We start from the raw sequence: 16,464 nt of genomic DNA on the forward strand, positions 1-16,464 counted from the left end.
GAGCGCGGATATGTGCTTTCTCGCGGGCTCAGTGCCGCTCGGGCAGCCACCCGGTCTGCACCAGGTGATTCCCCCGGCGCCGGGAGGCGAAGTACCCGCGACCGGGCGGCATCGGACGCCCGCGCACCGTCCCGATCAGATCGCCCTCCGCCGGGTCGCCGGACAGCACGACGCCCTGGGCGCCCAGCTCCTTGATCCGCTGCATGAACCCCTCGTACATGGAGCGCGAGGCCCCCGCCGAGGCCCGCGCGACGACGAAGCGCACCCCGGCGTCCCGGGCGAACGGCAGATACTCCACCAGCGGGGCCAGTGGACTGCCCGCGCCCGTCGCCACCAGGTCGTAGTCGTCGACGAGGACGAAGATCTGCGGACCGGTCCACCAGCTGCGGTCGCGCAACTGCTGCGGACTGACGTCCGCCGGAGGCTGCCGGCGTGCGAACACCCCCGCCAGCGCCTCCATGTGCATCCGCAGCGCGTCCGCCGTCGGCGCGTACTCCAGCAGATGGCTCTCCGGCAGGGCGTCCAGCAGCGAGCGCCGGTAGTCGCCGACGACGAACTTCGCCTCGTCGGGGGAGTACCGCTCCGCGATCTGCTTGGCGATCAGCCGCAGCAGACCGGTCCTGCCCGACTCGCTCTCGCCGAAGACCAGGAAGAACGGATCGGTGTCGAAGTCGACGAACACAGGCTCCAGTTCCGTCTCGTCGATACCGATCGCGACTCCCCGCTGCGGGAACTCGAACCCCTTCGGCAGCTGCTCCGCCGGCAGCCTGTGCGGAAGCAGCCGTACGGCCGGGGCCGGCGCACCCGCCCAGCCCGCCCGCACCGCCTCGGTCAACGCGGCCGTTCCCCCGGCCGGATCCGCCGCACCGGCGACGGAGTCGGTACGCGGCAGCGCACCCATGAAGTGCAGCTTCTCCGCCACCTGGCCACGGCCGGGCACCCCCGTGGGGACCTGGGCAGCGACCCTGCGGTCGAACTCGGAGTCCATCACGTCGCCGAGCCGCAGTTCGAGCCGCCCGAGGATCTGGTCCTTCAGCGCGGCCCGCACCTCCATGTAACGGGCCGCCGACAGGACGACATGGACGCCGTAGCCGAGGCCGCGTGCGGCGATGTCGGTGACGACCTGTTCCAGCCCCTCGTACTCGGTCCGGAATCCGCTCCAGCCGTCGATGACCAGGAAGACATCGCCCCACGCCTCGCCGGGCAGCTCACCGAGTGCACGCCTGCGGCGGTAGGTGGAGACCGAGTCGATCCCATGGGTGCGGAAGAACTCCTCGCGCCGGGCCAGCACCCCCGCCACCTCGGCGACCGTGCGCCGCACCCGTTCCGGGTCCAGCCGTGCGGCCATGCCGCCGACATGCGGCAGCTCCGCCAGCGAGGCGAGCCCGCCGCCCCCGAAGTCGAGTCCGTAGAACTGCACCTCGCGCGGGGTGTGGGTGAGCGCGAACGAAGCGATCAGCGTCCGCAGCAGCGTCGACTTGCCCGACCGCGGGCCGCCGACCACCATCAGGTGCCCCGCCGCACCGGAGAAGTCCCGGTACAGCACCTCGCGCCGCTGCTCGAACGGCTTGTCGACCAGGCCGAGAGGGACGGTCAGCCCGCCGGGCCGGGTGTACTCCGTGGCGGTGAATCCGCGATCTGCGGTCTCGGCGAGCCCAGGCAGCAGTTGGTCGAGTGTCGGCGCCCGGTCCAGCGGCGGCAGCCACACCTGATGGGCGGGCACCCCCTGCCCCTCCAGCCGCCGCACGATCACATCGAGGACGGTGTCGGCGAGCGCGTCACCCCCGGTGTCCGCCGGTACGGCCGCCGCCGGGTCCGGCGCCGCGTACTCCACCGGCACCGGCAGCGCACTGAACACCGCGGCCCGCCGCTCGGCCGGCAGCACTCCGGCCGGGAGGTCGGGGACACCGGTGCGGTACGCCCCAGACACGTATGCCGCCTTGAACCGGGTCATCCCCTCCGTACCGGCCTTGAGATAGCCGGAGCCGGGCACCGGCGGCAGGTGGTAGGCGTCCGCCGCACCCAGCGCCGTGCGCGACTCCGCCGCCGAGAACGTCCGCAGACCGATCCGGTACGAGAGATAGGTGTCCAGACCTCGCAGCTTTCCCTCCTCCAGCCGCTGCGAGGCCAGCAGCAGATGCACCCCCAGCGAACGGCCGATCCGCCCGATCTGAATGAACATGTCGATGAAGTCCGGCTTGGCGGTCAGCAGTTCGGAGAACTCGTCGATGACCAGGACCAGCGAGGCCAGCGGCTCCAGCGCGGCGCCCGCCGCCCGCGCCTTCTCGTAGTCGTGGACGCCCGCGTAGTTGCCCGCCGAGCGCAGCAGCTCCTGGCGGCGCTGCAGCTCACCGCGGATCGCGTCGCCCATCCGGTCGACCAGCGTCAGATCGTCGGCCAGATTGGTGATGACCGCGGCCACGTGCGGCAGGTGCGACATACCGGCGAACGTCGCACCGCCCTTGAAGTCCGCGAGCACGAAGTTCAGCGTCTCGGAGGGGTGCGTGACCGCGAGCCCGAGCACCAGCGTCCGCAGCAGCTCCGACTTCCCGGAACCCGTCGCACCGACACAGAGCCCGTGCGGCCCCATGCCCTCCTGCGCCGCCTCCTTCAGGTCCAGCATGACCGGCAGGCCGTCCTCGCCGACCCCGATCGGCACCCGCAGCCGCTCGGAGGCCGACCGCGGACGCCAGGTGCGCGCCACATCGACCGAACCAGCGTCACCCAGATTCAGCAGATCGGTGAAGTCCAGCTCGGCGAGCAGCGGTTCGTCGTCGCCCCCGCCCGTCCTGAGCGGCGCCAGCTGCCTGGCCAGCGCCTCGGCAGCGGGCAGCGCGATACCGTCCGGCACTCCCTCGTACACCAACCCCGCAGCGGACTCCAGACGCAGCAGTCCGGGCCGCACCACCACGGACAGCCCGCCGCGCGGCGCGTCGAGCTCGCCCGGCACCACCTCGACGACCGTCACGCCCTGCAGCCCCTCGGCCGCCGCCAGCAGTGAATCCGGCGGGACCCTGCCGCCGTCCAGCACGACCACGACATGCGGCCGGTCCAGCAGCGGCCTGCCCTCCCGGCCGAACCGCGGCCGCCCCTCCAGCCACGGCGCCAGCAACAGCTCGACCTCACCCAGGCCCGTCCCGAACAGCCGCTTCGATCCGGCCCCGTCCACCTGACCGGGCACCTGCACATGCGGCAGCCACTTCGTCCACTCCCAGCGCGCCACCGCACCGGGCCCGGCCACGACCGCGACCACCAGATCCTCGGGGGAGTGCAGCGTCACCAACTGGGCCACCACCGCCCGCGCCGCGGACCGGGCCGACTCCGCCGCGCCGGAGACCGTCACGTGGTAGAACGCCCGCATCGAGACGGCCATCGGCAGCCCGTCCAACGAGCCGTGCACCGCGAGGAACCGCTGCATCGCGCCCGCGCACAACGGCTCCAGCTCATCCACCGGAGCGGTGTCCGGAGCCGACAGCGGCGTCGACAGCAGCTGTGTCCCCAGCCCGACCCGCACCTGGCCGAAGTCCTCGTCGCCGGGCCGCCGTTCCCACACCCGTCCGGTGTCGGCCGCCACCGACCACAGCTGCTCGGGCGCCGGCTGCAGATACAACTGCGCGTCCCGCTGGGCACGCGCGGTCCGGCGCACCGTACGCCGCGTCTGCGCCAGGTACTTGAGGTAGTCGCACCGGACATCCGCCAACTGCCCCTGCGAGCCGCGCCGGTGACGGACCAGCTGCGCAACGATCATGCCGGCGGTCGACACCAGCATCAGCACGCCCATCACCCGCATGAACGGGGGAGCCTGCGGCGAGAAGAAGAAGACCACCGAGGAGGCCATGCCGAGCACCGGCAGGAGCTGCATCAACAGGCCCTCCCGCTGCCCGCGAGGCAGCTCGGGAGGGGCCGCCAACGTCAGGGCGTCCGTGGGGACTTCCGGCGGCAGGGACCGCGGCGGTCGTTTCACGACGATCTGGCTCACCGGAACATCAATCCCTCAGTGCGGACGGGAGGACCGGATGGATCCGCACCGGCGCCCCCGCGGCTGCCTCGCGGACTGGCCTCCGCGCGACGGCGATCCTACGTGCCGGGGGCCGTTCACCCGCCCCGGTAGGGTTGCGCGCGCACGGTGCGCCACCGCGAACCAGGGGGACCAGACACGTGAGTACGACCGCAGCGACCGGCTTCTGCCGCGTCACTGTCGTGGCACCCGACAGCCGGACCGACGTCGCACTTCCGGAGGACATCGCGGTCGCCGACGTCTATCCGGAGATCCTCCGCCTCACCGGCCGGACCCGGACAGCCGGCACTCCCGCCGGACACCACCTCGTACGCCGCGACGGCACGGTCCTCGACGGGTCCAGGACCCTCGCCGCCCAGCAGGTGCTCGACGGCGAACTCCTGCTGCTGCGCCCCTTCGCCCGCTCCCTGCCGCCCGCAGTCTTCGACGACGTCACCGACGCCGTCGCCTCGGCCGTCAGCCGCGACCGCCGTCTCTGGAGCGACGACCTGCTGCGCGGCGCAGGACTGGCCGGGGCGGTCGCCCTGCTCGTCCTGATGGCCCTCGTCCTCTGGTGCGCCGACCCGGCCCGCCACGACATGCACGGCCTGCCCGGCATCGTCGCCGGCTGCGCGGGAGTGCTGCTCACCGCCTTCGCGGGGGTACGCGCCCGGGTCTACGCGGACCGTGCCGCCGCCGTCGCACTCGGTCTCGGCGCACTGCCCCTCCTCCTCGTCGCGGGCTCCGGCATCATCGGTCCCGACGCCGGCCAGGGCCCCGGCAGGCTGCAGCTCCTGCTCGGCTGCGTCACCGTCCTGGTCGCCTCTGTAGTCCTGGTCGCCCTGACACCGGGCGGCGACGCCCCCTTCGTCGCGGCGACCTTCCTCGCCACCGCCGGCACCCTGGCGGTCTTCGTCGCGATACTCACCGAGACCTCAGCCACGAAGGCCGCAGCCGTCTGCGCCCCGGCCGCCATCGGACTCGTCGCCTTCCTGCCCGGCCTCTCCGCCCGCTTCGCCCGGCTGCCCATCGGATACGCCGCGCCCCGCCCCGCCCAGGGCGGCTACGGCGACCCCGCAGGCGTCCCGGACGGCGGCCCCGGCGTCCCGGGCTTGCCCGTCGACGCCGACGGCATCGCGGACCGTGCCCGCCGCGGCCACGAACTGCTGCTCGGCCTCACCGCCGGCTGCGCGGCCGTCCTCGTCGCGACCGCCGCCGTACTCGGCTTCTCCGACAGCGCCTGGGGGCGGCTGCTCGCCCTGGCCGCGGGACTCTCGCTGCTGCTGCGCGCCCGGCTCTTCCGCTACACCTCGCAGATCGTCTGCCTGCTGGTGGCGGGCATCGGCGCGGTCGCCCTGCTGATCACCGGCCTCGCGCTGAACCCGCCCGCCGAGCTGCTGGACGAGCTGACCCGGTACGGCGACCGCGGCCCGCTCGGCCTCCGTACGATGTGGCTCTCCGCAGCCGTCGCCGCCGGTGCCGCCCTGCTCACCGCGGTCGCCCTGATCGTGCCGCGCAAGGGACTCTCTCCTTTCTGGGGGCGGCTCCTGGACCTCGCCGAGAGCGCGCTCCTGCTCTCCCTGGTCCCGCTCTGCCTGGCCGTTCTCGACGTGTTCGCCAGGGCCAGGGCCCTCACGGGCTGAGCCCTGTCAGGGCCGCTCCGAACGGCTGGTAGTCTGGCTGTGGCCGTTTGTGTACGCGTTCCCGGTTCGTTCTGGGAGCTGCGCTCATCGGACCTTCGCTCCCGAGTCACGCAAGCCCCCCTGAGAACAAGACCAGGGGCACTCGTGGGCGCATCGAACACCTAGAGGAGTACCGCGTGCCGCTCGACGCCGCTACGAAGAAGCAGATCATGACCGAGTTCGCGCAGAAGGAGGGCGACACCGGTTCCCCCGAGGTTCAGGTGGCCATGCTCTCCCGCCGCATCTCGGACCTGACCGAGCACCTCAAGACGCACAAGCACGACCACCACTCCCGTCGTGGTCTGCTGATCCTGGTCGGCCAGCGTCGCCGCCTTCTGCAGTACCTGGCCAAGAAGGACATCCAGCGCTTCCGTGCGCTCGTCGACCGCCTCGGCATCCGCCGTGGTGCGGCCGGCGGCGCCAAGTAAAGACGTTGCGAAAGGGAGCGGTGCCCACTTCCAGGGGGCCGCTCCCTTTGCCGTACGTGCGGGACCTGGGTCAAGCTCAGTAACCTGGACGTACAACACCAGACGAGGAGAGGCGCGCCCCACGGCCGCCGCCGGTCCTCGGTAGTGGCCCCCGGGACAATGCCCGGGAGCTTCGATCGAAGACCGGCCCCGCACACACGGTGCGCTTCTCCGCACCGTCCTCCGCCACACGGGCGACAGGACGAAAGACGACGAGTATGGAGAAAACACTAGTGGAGAACGAGACCCACTACGCCGAGGCCGTTATCGACAACGGAACCTTCGGCACCCGCACCATCCGCTTCGAGACGGGCCGCCTGGCCAAGCAGGCCGCCGGCTCCGCCGTCGCGTACCTGGACGACGACACCATGGTGCTGTCGGCCACCACCGCTTCCAAGCGGCCCAAGGACCAGCTCGACTTCTTCCCCCTCACGGTGGACGTCGAGGAGCGGCAGTACGCCGCCGGCAAGATCCCCGGCTCCTTCTTCCGCCGGGAGGGCCGTCCCTCCGAGGACGCGATCCTCACCTGCCGCCTGATCGACCGGCCGCTGCGCCCCTCCTTCAAGAAGGGCCTGCGCAACGAGATCCAGATCGTCGAGACGATCATGGCGCTCAACCCCGACCACCTGTACGACGTGGTCGCGATCAACGCCGCCTCGGCTTCCACGATCCTGGCGGGCCTGCCCTTCTCCGGCCCGATCGGCGCCACCCGCGTCGCCCTGATCAAGGGCCAGTGGGTCGCCTTCCCGACGCACACCGAGCTCGAGGACGCCGTCTTCGACATGGTCGTCGCGGGTCGCGTCCTGGAGGACGGCGACGTCGCGATCATGATGGTCGAGGCCGAGGCCACCGAGAAGACCATCCAGCTCGTCCAGGACGGTGCCGAGGCCCCGACCGAAGAGGTCGTCGCCGCCGGTCTGGAAGCTGCGAAGCCCTTCATCAAGTCGCTCTGCAAGGCCCAGTCGGACCTCGCCGCCAAGGCTGCCAAGCCCACCGGCGAGTTCCCGGTCTTCCTCGACTACCAGGACGACGTCCTGGAGGCGCTCTCCAAGGCCGTCAGCACCGAGCTTTCCAAGGCGCTCACCATCGCCGGCAAGCAGGAGCGCGAGGCTGAGCTGGACCGCATCAAGGAGATCGCCGGCGAGAAGCTGCTCCCGGCCTTCGAGGGCCGCGAGAAGGAGATCTCCGGTGCCTACCGCGCGCTGACCAAGAAGCTGGTCCGCGAGCGCGTCATCAAGGACAAGGTCCGCATCGACGGCCGCGGCGTCACGGACATCCGTACGCTCGCCGCCGAGGTCGAGGCCATCCCGCGCGTGCACGGCTCGGCGCTGTTCGAGCGTGGCGAGACCCAGATCCTGGGCGTCACCACCCTCAACATGCTCCGCATGGAGCAGCAGCTGGACACCCTCTCCCCGGTGACCCGCAAGCGCTACATGCACAACTACAACTTCCCGCCGTACTCCGTCGGTGAGACCGGCCGCGTGGGCTCGCCCAAGCGCCGCGAGATCGGCCACGGTGCGCTCGCCGAGCGCGCCATCGTGCCGGTGCTGCCGTCGCGCGAGGAGTTCCCCTACGCGATCCGTCAGGTCTCCGAGGCGCTGGGCTCCAACGGCTCGACGTCCATGGGCTCGGTCTGCGCCTCCACCATGTCGCTGCTGAACGCCGGTGTGCCCCTCAAGGCCGCCGTCGCCGGTATCGCCATGGGCCTGATCTCGCAGGAGATCGACGGCAAGACCCACTACGTCGCCCTCACCGACATCCTCGGTGCCGAGGACGCGTTCGGTGACATGGACTTCAAGGTCGCCGGTACGAAGCAGTTCGTGACCGCGCTCCAGCTCGACACCAAGCTCGACGGCATCCCCGCCTCGGTCCTGGCCGCCGCGCTGAAGCAGGCCCGTGACGCCCGCCTCCACATCCTCGATGTGATGAACGAGGCCATCGACGTCCCGGACGAGATGTCCCCCAACGCCCCGCGGATCATCACCGTCAAGATCCCGGTGGACAAGATCGGTGAGGTCATCGGCCCCAAGGGCAAGATGATCAACCAGATCCAGGAGGACACCGGCGCCGACATCACGATCGAGGACGACGGCACCATCTACATCGGTGCCCAGCAGGGCTCGCAGGCCGAGGCCGCGCGCGCCACGATCAACGCCATCGCCAACCCGACCATGCCGGAGGTCGGCGAGCGCTACCTGGGTACGGTCGTCAAGACCACCACCTTCGGTGCCTTCGTCTCCCTGATGCCCGGCAAGGACGGTCTGCTGCACATCTCGCAGATCCGCAAGCTCGCCGGTGGCAAGCGCGTGGAGAACGTCGAGGACGTGCTCGCCGTCGGCGCCAAGGTCCAGGTCGAGATCGCGGAGATCGACTCCCGCGGCAAGCTCTCCCTCATCCCCGTCATCGAGGGCGAAGAGGACGAGAAGAAGGACGACACCGACAAGTGACGTCCCGTAGTTCCGTGACGACGGCCCGCACCTCCTCGGAGGCGCGGGCCGTCGCCCGTACCCAAACGCTTCTCAAGGGCAGCAACGGCATCGGCACGGTCCGCCGCACGGTCCTCCCCGGCGGCCTGCGCATCGTCACCGAGACTCTGCCCTCCGTACGCTCCGCCACCTTCGGCATCTGGGCCAACGTCGGATCACGCGACGAGACCCCGACCCTGAACGGCGCGACCCACTACCTCGAACACCTCCTCTTCAAGGGCACCGACAAGCGCAGCGCCCTGGACATCTCCTCCGCCATCGACGCGGTGGGCGGCGAGATGAACGCCTTCACGGCGAAGGAGTACACCTGCTACTACGCGCGGGTCCTCGACACGGACCTGCCGCTGGCCATCGACGTCGTCTGCGACATGCTGACCGGCTCGCTGATCGCCTCCGAGGACGTCGACGCCGAACGCGGCGTCATCCTCGAAGAGATCGCGATGACGGAGGACGACCCGGGCGACTGCGTGCACGACCTGTTCGCGCACACGATGCTCGGCGACACCCCGCTGGGCCGTCCGGTCCTCGGCACGGTCGACACGGTCAACGCGCTGGACCGCGGCCGGATCGCCCGCTTCTACAAGAAGCACTACGACCCCACGCACCTCGTCGTCGCCGCCGCAGGCAACGTCGACCACGCCACGGTCGTACGCCAGGTCCGCAGGGCCTTCGAGCGCGCAGGCGCCCTGTCCCGCACCGACGCCGTCCCCACCCCACCGCGGGACGGCTCCCGCACGCTGCGCACCGCGGGCAGGGTCGAGCTGCTGAACCGCAAGACCGAGCAGGCGCATGTGGTCCTCGGCATGCCGGGACTGGCCCGCACCGACGAGCGCCGCTGGGCACTCGGCGTACTCAACACCGCCCTCGGCGGCGGAATGAGCTCCCGCCTCTTCCAGGAGGTGCGGGAGAAGCGCGGCCTTGCGTACAGCGTGTACTCGTACACCCAGGGCTTCGCGGACTGCGGGCTGTTCGGCGTGTACGCCGGCTGCCGCCCGAGCCAGGTCCATGACGTCCTCAAGATCTGCCGGGACGAGCTCGACCGGGTCGCATCGGACGGACTGGACGACGAGGAGATCGGCCGCGCCGTCGGGCAGCTCTCCGGTTCCACGGTCCTCGGCCTGGAGGACACCGGCGCGCTGATGAACCGCATCGGCAAGAGCGAACTGTGCTGGGGCGAGCAGATGTCCGTCGACGACATGCTGGCCCGCATCGCCCAGGTCACCCCCGACGACGTCCGGTCCGTGGCGGCCGAGGTCCTCGGACACCGTCCCTCGCTGTCCGTCATCGGCCCGCTCAAGGACAAGCAGGCCGACCGCCTGCACGCATCAGTCGCCTAGCCCCCCAGCCCCGCTAGTCACCCGAAAGAAGCAAGCATGAGCAAGCTGCGCGTGGCCGTTCTCGGTGCCCGGGGCCGTATCGGCTCCGAGGCGGTACGGGCCGTCGAGGCCGCCGACGACCTGGAGCTGGTGGCCGCACTCGGCCGCGGCGACAAGCTGGAGACCCTCACGGAGACCGGTGCCCAGGTTGTCGTCGAGCTCACCACCCCCGCCTCGGTGATGGAGAACCTGGAGTTCTGCACCGGACACGGCATCCACGCCGTGGTCGGCACCACCGGCTGGACCGACGAACGGCTCGCGCAGCTGAACACCTGGCTCTCCGGCTCGCCGGAGACCGGTGTGCTCATCGCCCCGAACTTCTCCATCGGCGCGGTCCTCACCATGAAGTTCGCGCAGCAGGCCGCGCGCTACTTCGAGTCGGTCGAGGTCATCGAGCTGCACCACCCCAACAAGGCAGATGCCCCCTCCGGCACCGCCGCCCGCACCGCCCAGCTCATCGCCAAGGCCCGCCGTGAGGCCGGCTGCGCCCCTCAGCCGGACGCCACAGCGACGGCACTGGACGGGGCACGCGGCGCCGACGTCGACGGGATCCCGGTCCACTCGGTCCGGCTCCGCGGCCTTCTGGCCCACCAGGAGGTGCTGCTGGGAGGCGAGGGCGAGACCCTCACCATCCGGCACGACTCGCTGCACCACAGCAGCTTCATGCCGGGCATTCTGCTCGGTGCGCGCCGTGTGGTGACCACCCCGGGCCTCACGTTCGGCCTGGAAAACTTCCTCGACCTGAACTGACTGAGCCCCCGCCATGCGCGCAAAGATCACTTACGCCGTCACCGCTGCCGTCCTGGTCTTCTACTTCGCCCTGGCCGGCAGCCGTGGCGTCCTGCTCATCCGGCACGGCACGCTGCTCACGGTGGCCTTCGGGGTCGCGGTGCTCATCCTGCCGTTGATCGGCATCTGGTTCCTCTGGAAGAACACCCAGTTCGTCCGGAGGGCCAACGTCCTGGCCGCCGAACTCGACGCCGAGGGCGGGCTGCCGGTCGACGACCTGGTCCGGACCCCGAGCGGCCGGATCGACCGCGACTCCGCCGACGCGACGTTCGCGCGCCGTCAGGCGGAGACGGAGGACACTCCGGACGACTGGCGCTGCTGGTTCCGCCTCGCTGTGGCCTACCAGGACGCCCGGGACACCCCACGCGCCCGCAAGGCCATGCAACGAGCGATTGCACTGCACAACACCGGCACACCGACTCCGAAGGCCACTCCGAGTCCGACCGGCACCTCAAGCCCGTCAGCCACCCAGAGCCCGACCGGCACCTCAAGCCCGTCCGGCGATTGAGGACATAAAAAAGCCGTCCGGCGACTGAGGGACACCCCCGGTCGCCGGACGGCAAGGCCCGCAACGCCTAGTGCTGCCGGTACTCGTCGCCCCAGGCCTCAATCGTGTCGGCGGCCCGGTCGAACGCCTCCCCCCGCGAAAGAAAATCCGCGTTGGAGTCCGTGAGCAGCGGCGGAATCGCGTCGCCACCCCTGCGCACGACGATCAGGGCCTGGCCCTGAACCGTCCGCGGGAACCCGAGCCACTTCACCGGCTGCTGCACCGTACGGACCGCGGTGGCGCGGTTCCACGGCACCGTCGTCGTCCGGAAGAACCCCACGCGGCGAATGCCGTGCCGGCTCACCCAGGCGCCGATCCGCAGCATCCGCAGGGCGCAGATGATCACCGCGAGGGCGAGCGCGAGACAGGCGCCCGCACCGGGCATCGCCCCGGCGAACGCGATGATCATCCCTGCGAACAGGATGAACGAGGCGAGCAGCAGCAGGGTGGCCGCGGCCGCGACCCGCCACGGTCCGGGGCGGTAGGGACGCCGCCAGCTGTCGTGGTCGTCGAACGGCAGCGCGACATCCTCAGCGCTCGCGTCAAACGCGCGGTCGGCCGTCAGGAAGGGCAGGGGCACGACTGATCCTCACTCACAAGCACGCTCGATTGCTGTGCCCGGTGAGGCTACCGAGGAGGTGGCCGGCCGTACCACCCCAGGGGGCCCGTACGAGTCAGTGCCCGCGCGCGGCCTCGGTCTGCTGACTGTGCGCGTGCGACTGATCGGGTGCCAGGGCGGGAAGGCCGAGGATCAGGGACCCGGCGAGGCCGGCGACGACGGCCAGCCCGACGAGACTGCGGCCCGCCAGTTCGGACAGGCTGCTGCGCTCCCGGGGCGGCGGTGTGACGTTACTGCGGAATCGGTCGGCCTCGGCTACGAACGAGAACGGGACGGATTCACGCCGGCGGAACATGAGGAAGCTCTCCTTGAACTATGTATCGGGTGGTGCTATTGAGTCAGACGCACGGCGAGCCCGATCGGTGCCCCGAATCGCCGAATTGGTCGAAGAAATCCTCGAACGGGCGGTGCGGACGGCGTTGTCAGTGGCGGCCCGTAGAGTGGGCGCCGCCCGAGCGACGCCATTGGAAGGACCCCGCCGGTGACCGAGACCCCCGAGCCCGCAAAGCCCAGCTTCCGCAGCGACGTCACCGTTGACCTGGTGAAACATGCCGCAGGCGACTCCGATGTGTTGTTCGCCGCCCGTGTTTCCACGGCCGGTGAGCAGTCCCTGGAGGAGGTCACCAAGGATCCTGAGCGCTCCAAGGGGCTCATCAACTACCTGATGCGGGACCGGCACGGAAGCCCGTTCGAGCACAACTCGATGACCTTCTTCATCAGTGCCCCGATCTTCGTCTTCCGTGAGTTCATGCGGCACCGCGTCGGCTGGTCGTACAACGAGGAATCGGGCCGCTACAGGGAGCTGGAGCCGGTCTTCTACGTCCCGGGGGAGTCCCGCAAGCTCGTCCAGCAGGGCCGTCCCGGCAAGTACGAGTTCGTCGAGGGCACCGAGGCCCAGCAGGAGCTCACCGGCCGCGTCATGGAGGACTCGTACCGCCAGGCGTACGAGGCCTACCAGGAGATGCTGGCCGCGGGTGTGGCCCGTGAGGTGGCCCGCGCCGTACTCCCGGTCGGTCTGTTCTCCTCGATGTACGCCACGTGCAACGCCCGCTCGCTGATGCACTTCCTCGGCCTGCGTACGCAGCACGAGCTGGCGAAGGTTCCGTCCTTCCCGCAGCGCGAGATCGAGATGGTCGGCGAGCAGATGGAGGCCCACTGGGCGGAGCTCATGCCGCTCACCCATGCAGCCTTCAACAAAAATGGACGCGTAGCCCCATAGGCGGTGTCCGTATTGCGGCGTTTCGTGAAGTTCATCTAGGCTGATCAAACGGACCCGGCACTGCTTGAACCCCCGAGCAGGCAGTGCCGGGCTCCTATCGCTTGTCCCCCCGAGGGGACACTGGGCGCCGAGCAACGAGTAGCGTGTTACCCATGGCTCCGATCTCCACTCCGCAGACCCCCTTCGGGCGGGTCCTCACCGCTATGGTCACGCCCTTCACGGCGGACGGCGCACTCGACCTCGACGGTGCGCAGCGGCTCGCCACCCATCTGGTGGACGCAGGCAACGACGGCCTGATCATCAACGGCACCACCGGCGAGTCCCCGACCACCAGCGACGCGGAGAAAGACCAGCTCGTACGGGCTGTGCTGGAAGCTGTGGGAGACCGGGCGCACGTGGTCGCCGGCATCGGGACCAACGACACCCGACACAGCGTCGAACTCGCCCGGACGGCCGAGCGCTCCGGCGCCCACGGCCTGCTCGCGGTCACGCCGTACTACAACAAGCCGCCGCAGGAAGGCCTCCTGCGTCACTTCACGGCGATTGCGGACGTCACCGGCCTGCCGGTGATGCTCTACGACATTCCCGGCCGCAGCGGTGTGCCGATCGACACAGAGACGCTGGTGAGGCTCGCCGAACACCCGCGTATCGTCGCCAACAAGGACGCCAAGGGCGACCTCGGCCGAGCCAGCTGGGCCATCGCCCAGTCGGGCCTCGCCTGGTACTCGGGCGACGACATGCTGAACCTCCCGCTCCTCTCGGTCGGCGCGGTCGGCCTCGTCTCCGTCGTCGGTCATGTCGTCACCCCCGACCTGCGGGCCCTCCTGGAGGCCTTCCTCGGCGGCGACGTCCAGAAGGCCACGGAGATCCACCAGAAGCTGCTGCCCGTCTTCACCGGAATGTTCCGCACCCAGGGCGTGATCACCACCAAGGCCGCACTGACCCTCCAGGGTCTGCCCGCCGGCCCGCTGCGGCTCCCCCTGGTGGAACTCTCCGCACACGAAACGGCACAGCTCAAGATCGATCTCGCCGCCGGTGGGGTACAGCTGTAACCACAGACTTCACAACTGAATACGCGAAGAACACTCGCAAGAGGGCAACACCCCAAGACAACAGCAAGTGCACGAATGACATGCGCGCCACGTGCCCAAGCGGTACGTGGCGCGTGTGGTAAGGAGAGTCTTTTGAGTCATCCGCATCCTGAACTCGGCACCCCGCCGAAGCTCCCGAAGGGCGGCCTGCGGGTCACCCCGCTCGGTGGCCTCGGCGAAATCGGGCGCAACATGACGGTCTTCGAATACGGCGGCCGTCTGCTCATCGTCGACTGCGGCGTCCTCTTCCCCGAGGAGGAGCAGCCCGGAATCGACCTGATCCTTCCGGATTTCACGACGATCCGGGACCGCCTCGACGACATCGAGGGCATCGTCCTCACGCACGGCCACGAGGACCACATCGGTGGCGTCCCGTATCTGCTGCGTCTGAAGCCGGACATCCCGCTGATCGGCTCCAAGCTCACCCTCGCGCTCATCGAGGCGAAGCTCCAGGAGCACCGGATCCGTCCGTACACCCTTGAGGTCACGGAGGGCCAGCGCGAGCGCATCGGCGTCTTCGACTGCGAGTTCATCGCGGTCAACCACTCCATCCCGGACGCTCTCGCGGTCGCCATCCGCACCCCTGCGGGTATGGCCGTCGCCACTGGTGACTTCAAGATGGACCAGCTCCCGCTGGACGGCCGTCTCACCGACCTGCACGCGTTCGCGCGGCTGAGCGAGGAGGGCATCGACCTTCTGCTCTCCGACTCGACGAACGCGGAGGTCCCCGGCTTCGTACCGCCGGAGCGGGACATCTCGAACGTCCTGCGCACGGTATTCGCCAACGCCCAGAAGCGGATCATCGTGGCGAGCTTCGCCAGCCACGTGCACCGCATTCAGCAGATCCTCGACACGGCCCACGAATACGGCCGCAGGGTCGCCTTCGTCGGGCGGTCGATGGTCCGGAACATGGGCATCGCCCGTGACCTGGGCTATCTGAAGGTTCCCGCGGGTCTGGTCGTCGACGTCAAGACCCTCGACGACCTGCCGGACGACGAGGTCGTGCTGGTCTGCACGGGTTCCCAGGGCGAGCCGATGGCGGCCCTGTCCCGGATGGCCAACCGTGATCACCAGATCAGGATCGTCCAGGGCGACACGGTCATCCTGGCCTCCTCGCTGATCCCCGGTAACGAGAACGCGGTCTACCGCGTGATCAACGGTCTGACCCGCTGGGGCGCCAACGTCGTCCACAAGGGCAATGCCAAGGTCCACGTCTCGGGCCACGCCTCGGCCGGCGAGCTGCTGTACTTCTACAACATCTGCAAGCCGAAGAACCTGATGCCGGTCCACGGCGAATGGCGCCACCTCAGGGCCAACGCCGAGCTGGGCGCCCTCACCGGCGTACCGAAGGACCACATCGTCATCGCCGAGGACGGCGTGGTCGTCGACCTGATCGACGGCAAGGCCAAAATCGTCGGCAAGGTCCAGGCGGGCTATGTGTACGTGGACGGCCTTTCGGTCGGCGACGTCACCGAGACCTCTCTCAAGGACCGCCGGATCCTCGGCGACGAGGGGATCATCTCCGTCTTCATCGTGGTCGACAGCAACACCGGCAAGATCGTGGGCGGCCCGCACATCCAGGCCCGGGGCTCCGGCATCGACGACTCCGCATTCAGCGCGGTCGTACCGAAGGTCCAGGACGCACTGAACAAGTCGGCGCAGGACGGCGTCATGGAGCCGCACCAGCTCCAGCAGCTGGTCCGCCGCACGGTGGGCAAGTGGGTCTCCGACACCTACCGCCGGCGCCCGATGATCCTTCCAGTCGTCGTCGAGGTCTGACCCCGACAGGCACGAACAGGCGCGAACTCCGGAGCGGGGCCCCCGATTTGCATCGGGGAGCCCCGCTCCAGTACGTTTACGTCTCCACCTCACCGGGAAGCACCGCGCGCACTCGTGCGCCGCGAGCCCTCCCAGGGGGACGGAAATTCCGACTCGGAACTTCTGATAAAGTCGGATCCGCCGAAAGGCAAGGCCACTTCAACGGCCACCGGAAATCAAATTCGAACCGGAAACGGAACGAAAACGAGTCTGGTAAGGTTGAAACCGCTGGAATGGGAAACGCGAAAGCGAAGAACTGGAAAGCGAAAAACGCGAGACCCGCTTCGACCGGGAATCGGACACGAAAGAGTCTGATAGAGTCGGAAACGCAAGACCGAAGGGAAGCGCCCGGAGGAAAGCCCGCAGGGGTGAG

12 protein-coding genes are annotated in these 16,464 nt (G+C 69.5%); 9 read left to right on the plus strand and 3 right to left on the minus strand.

The genetic code is table 11. The features are described 5' to 3' along the window. Window positions 1-28: 28 nt before the first annotated feature. Entirely contained in the window at window positions 29-3,979 is a 3,951-nt protein-coding gene (gene eccCa / locus ACFVW8_RS16840; protein ID WP_389690549.1) for a type VII secretion protein EccCa, read from the minus strand. 179 nt (window positions 3,980-4,158) lie between these two features. On the opposite strand from eccCa, the gene eccD reads away from it, so the two are divergent. The 6 genes from eccD to ACFVW8_RS16870 all read left to right on the plus strand — a co-directional run bounded on the left by eccD (window position 4,159) and on the right by ACFVW8_RS16870 (window position 11,305). Continuing rightward, entirely contained in the window at window positions 4,159-5,640 is a 1,482-nt protein-coding gene (eccD, locus tag ACFVW8_RS16845) for a type VII secretion integral membrane protein EccD (RefSeq protein WP_389690551.1), read from the plus strand. A 176-nt stretch (window positions 5,641-5,816) separates the two neighbouring features. Then, window positions 5,817-6,107, plus strand: a complete 291-nt coding sequence (gene rpsO, locus ACFVW8_RS16850) for a 30S ribosomal protein S15 (RefSeq protein WP_018551846.1) — start codon at window positions 5,817-5,819, stop codon at window positions 6,105-6,107. Window positions 6,108-6,379: 272 nt separating this feature from the next. Further along, on the plus strand, window positions 6,380-8,593 hold the full coding sequence (locus ACFVW8_RS16855; protein ID WP_389690571.1) for a polyribonucleotide nucleotidyltransferase: 2,214 nt from the start codon (window positions 6,380-6,382) through the stop codon (window positions 8,591-8,593). Next, window positions 8,590-9,969, plus strand: a complete 1,380-nt coding sequence (locus tag ACFVW8_RS16860) for a M16 family metallopeptidase (protein WP_389690553.1) — start codon at window positions 8,590-8,592, stop codon at window positions 9,967-9,969. The genes ACFVW8_RS16855 and ACFVW8_RS16860 overlap by 4 nt, the downstream gene beginning before the upstream one ends. A 36-nt stretch (window positions 9,970-10,005) precedes the next feature. Next, window positions 10,006-10,758, plus strand: coding sequence for a 4-hydroxy-tetrahydrodipicolinate reductase (dapB, locus tag ACFVW8_RS16865; protein ID WP_389690555.1), 753 nt, complete (start codon window positions 10,006-10,008; stop codon window positions 10,756-10,758). A gap of 13 nt (window positions 10,759-10,771) precedes the next feature. Then, complete coding sequence (locus tag ACFVW8_RS16870; protein WP_389690557.1) at window positions 10,772-11,305, plus strand: hypothetical protein; 534 nt, start codon at window positions 10,772-10,774, stop codon at window positions 11,303-11,305. Between the two features lie 67 nt (window positions 11,306-11,372). Here the strand turns inward: ACFVW8_RS16870 and ACFVW8_RS16875 are convergent, their stop codons facing one another. Further along, the gene (locus ACFVW8_RS16875) at window positions 11,373-11,924 is read right to left on the minus strand and encodes a hypothetical protein (protein ID WP_389690559.1); all 552 of its coding nucleotides are present in this window, start codon (window positions 11,922-11,924) and stop codon (window positions 11,373-11,375) included. Between the two features lie 94 nt (window positions 11,925-12,018). Further along, the gene (locus ACFVW8_RS16880; RefSeq protein WP_389690561.1) at window positions 12,019-12,258 is read right to left on the minus strand and encodes a hypothetical protein; all 240 of its coding nucleotides are present in this window, start codon (window positions 12,256-12,258) and stop codon (window positions 12,019-12,021) included. A gap of 186 nt (window positions 12,259-12,444) precedes the next feature. Between ACFVW8_RS16880 and thyX the strand changes: the two genes are divergently transcribed. The 3 genes from thyX to ACFVW8_RS16895 all read left to right on the plus strand — a co-directional run bounded on the left by thyX (window position 12,445) and on the right by ACFVW8_RS16895 (window position 16,052). Then, complete coding sequence (gene thyX / locus ACFVW8_RS16885) at window positions 12,445-13,182, plus strand: FAD-dependent thymidylate synthase (protein WP_389690563.1); 738 nt, start codon at window positions 12,445-12,447, stop codon at window positions 13,180-13,182. Window positions 13,183-13,334: 152 nt separating this feature from the next. Next, the gene (gene dapA / locus ACFVW8_RS16890; RefSeq protein WP_389690565.1) at window positions 13,335-14,234 is read left to right on the plus strand and encodes a 4-hydroxy-tetrahydrodipicolinate synthase; all 900 of its coding nucleotides are present in this window, start codon (window positions 13,335-13,337) and stop codon (window positions 14,232-14,234) included. Between the two features lie 132 nt (window positions 14,235-14,366). Further along, window positions 14,367-16,052 carry a ribonuclease J gene (locus tag ACFVW8_RS16895; RefSeq protein WP_389690567.1) on the plus strand — a complete coding sequence of 562 codons (1,686 nt, stop codon included), beginning with the start codon at window positions 14,367-14,369 and terminating at the stop codon, window positions 16,050-16,052. The last annotated feature ends 412 nt before the right edge of the window (window positions 16,053-16,464 follow it).

It is taken from the genome of Streptomyces sp. NPDC058221 (assembly GCF_042882365.1).
GTDB lineage: Bacteria > Actinomycetota > Actinomycetes > Streptomycetales > Streptomycetaceae > Streptomyces.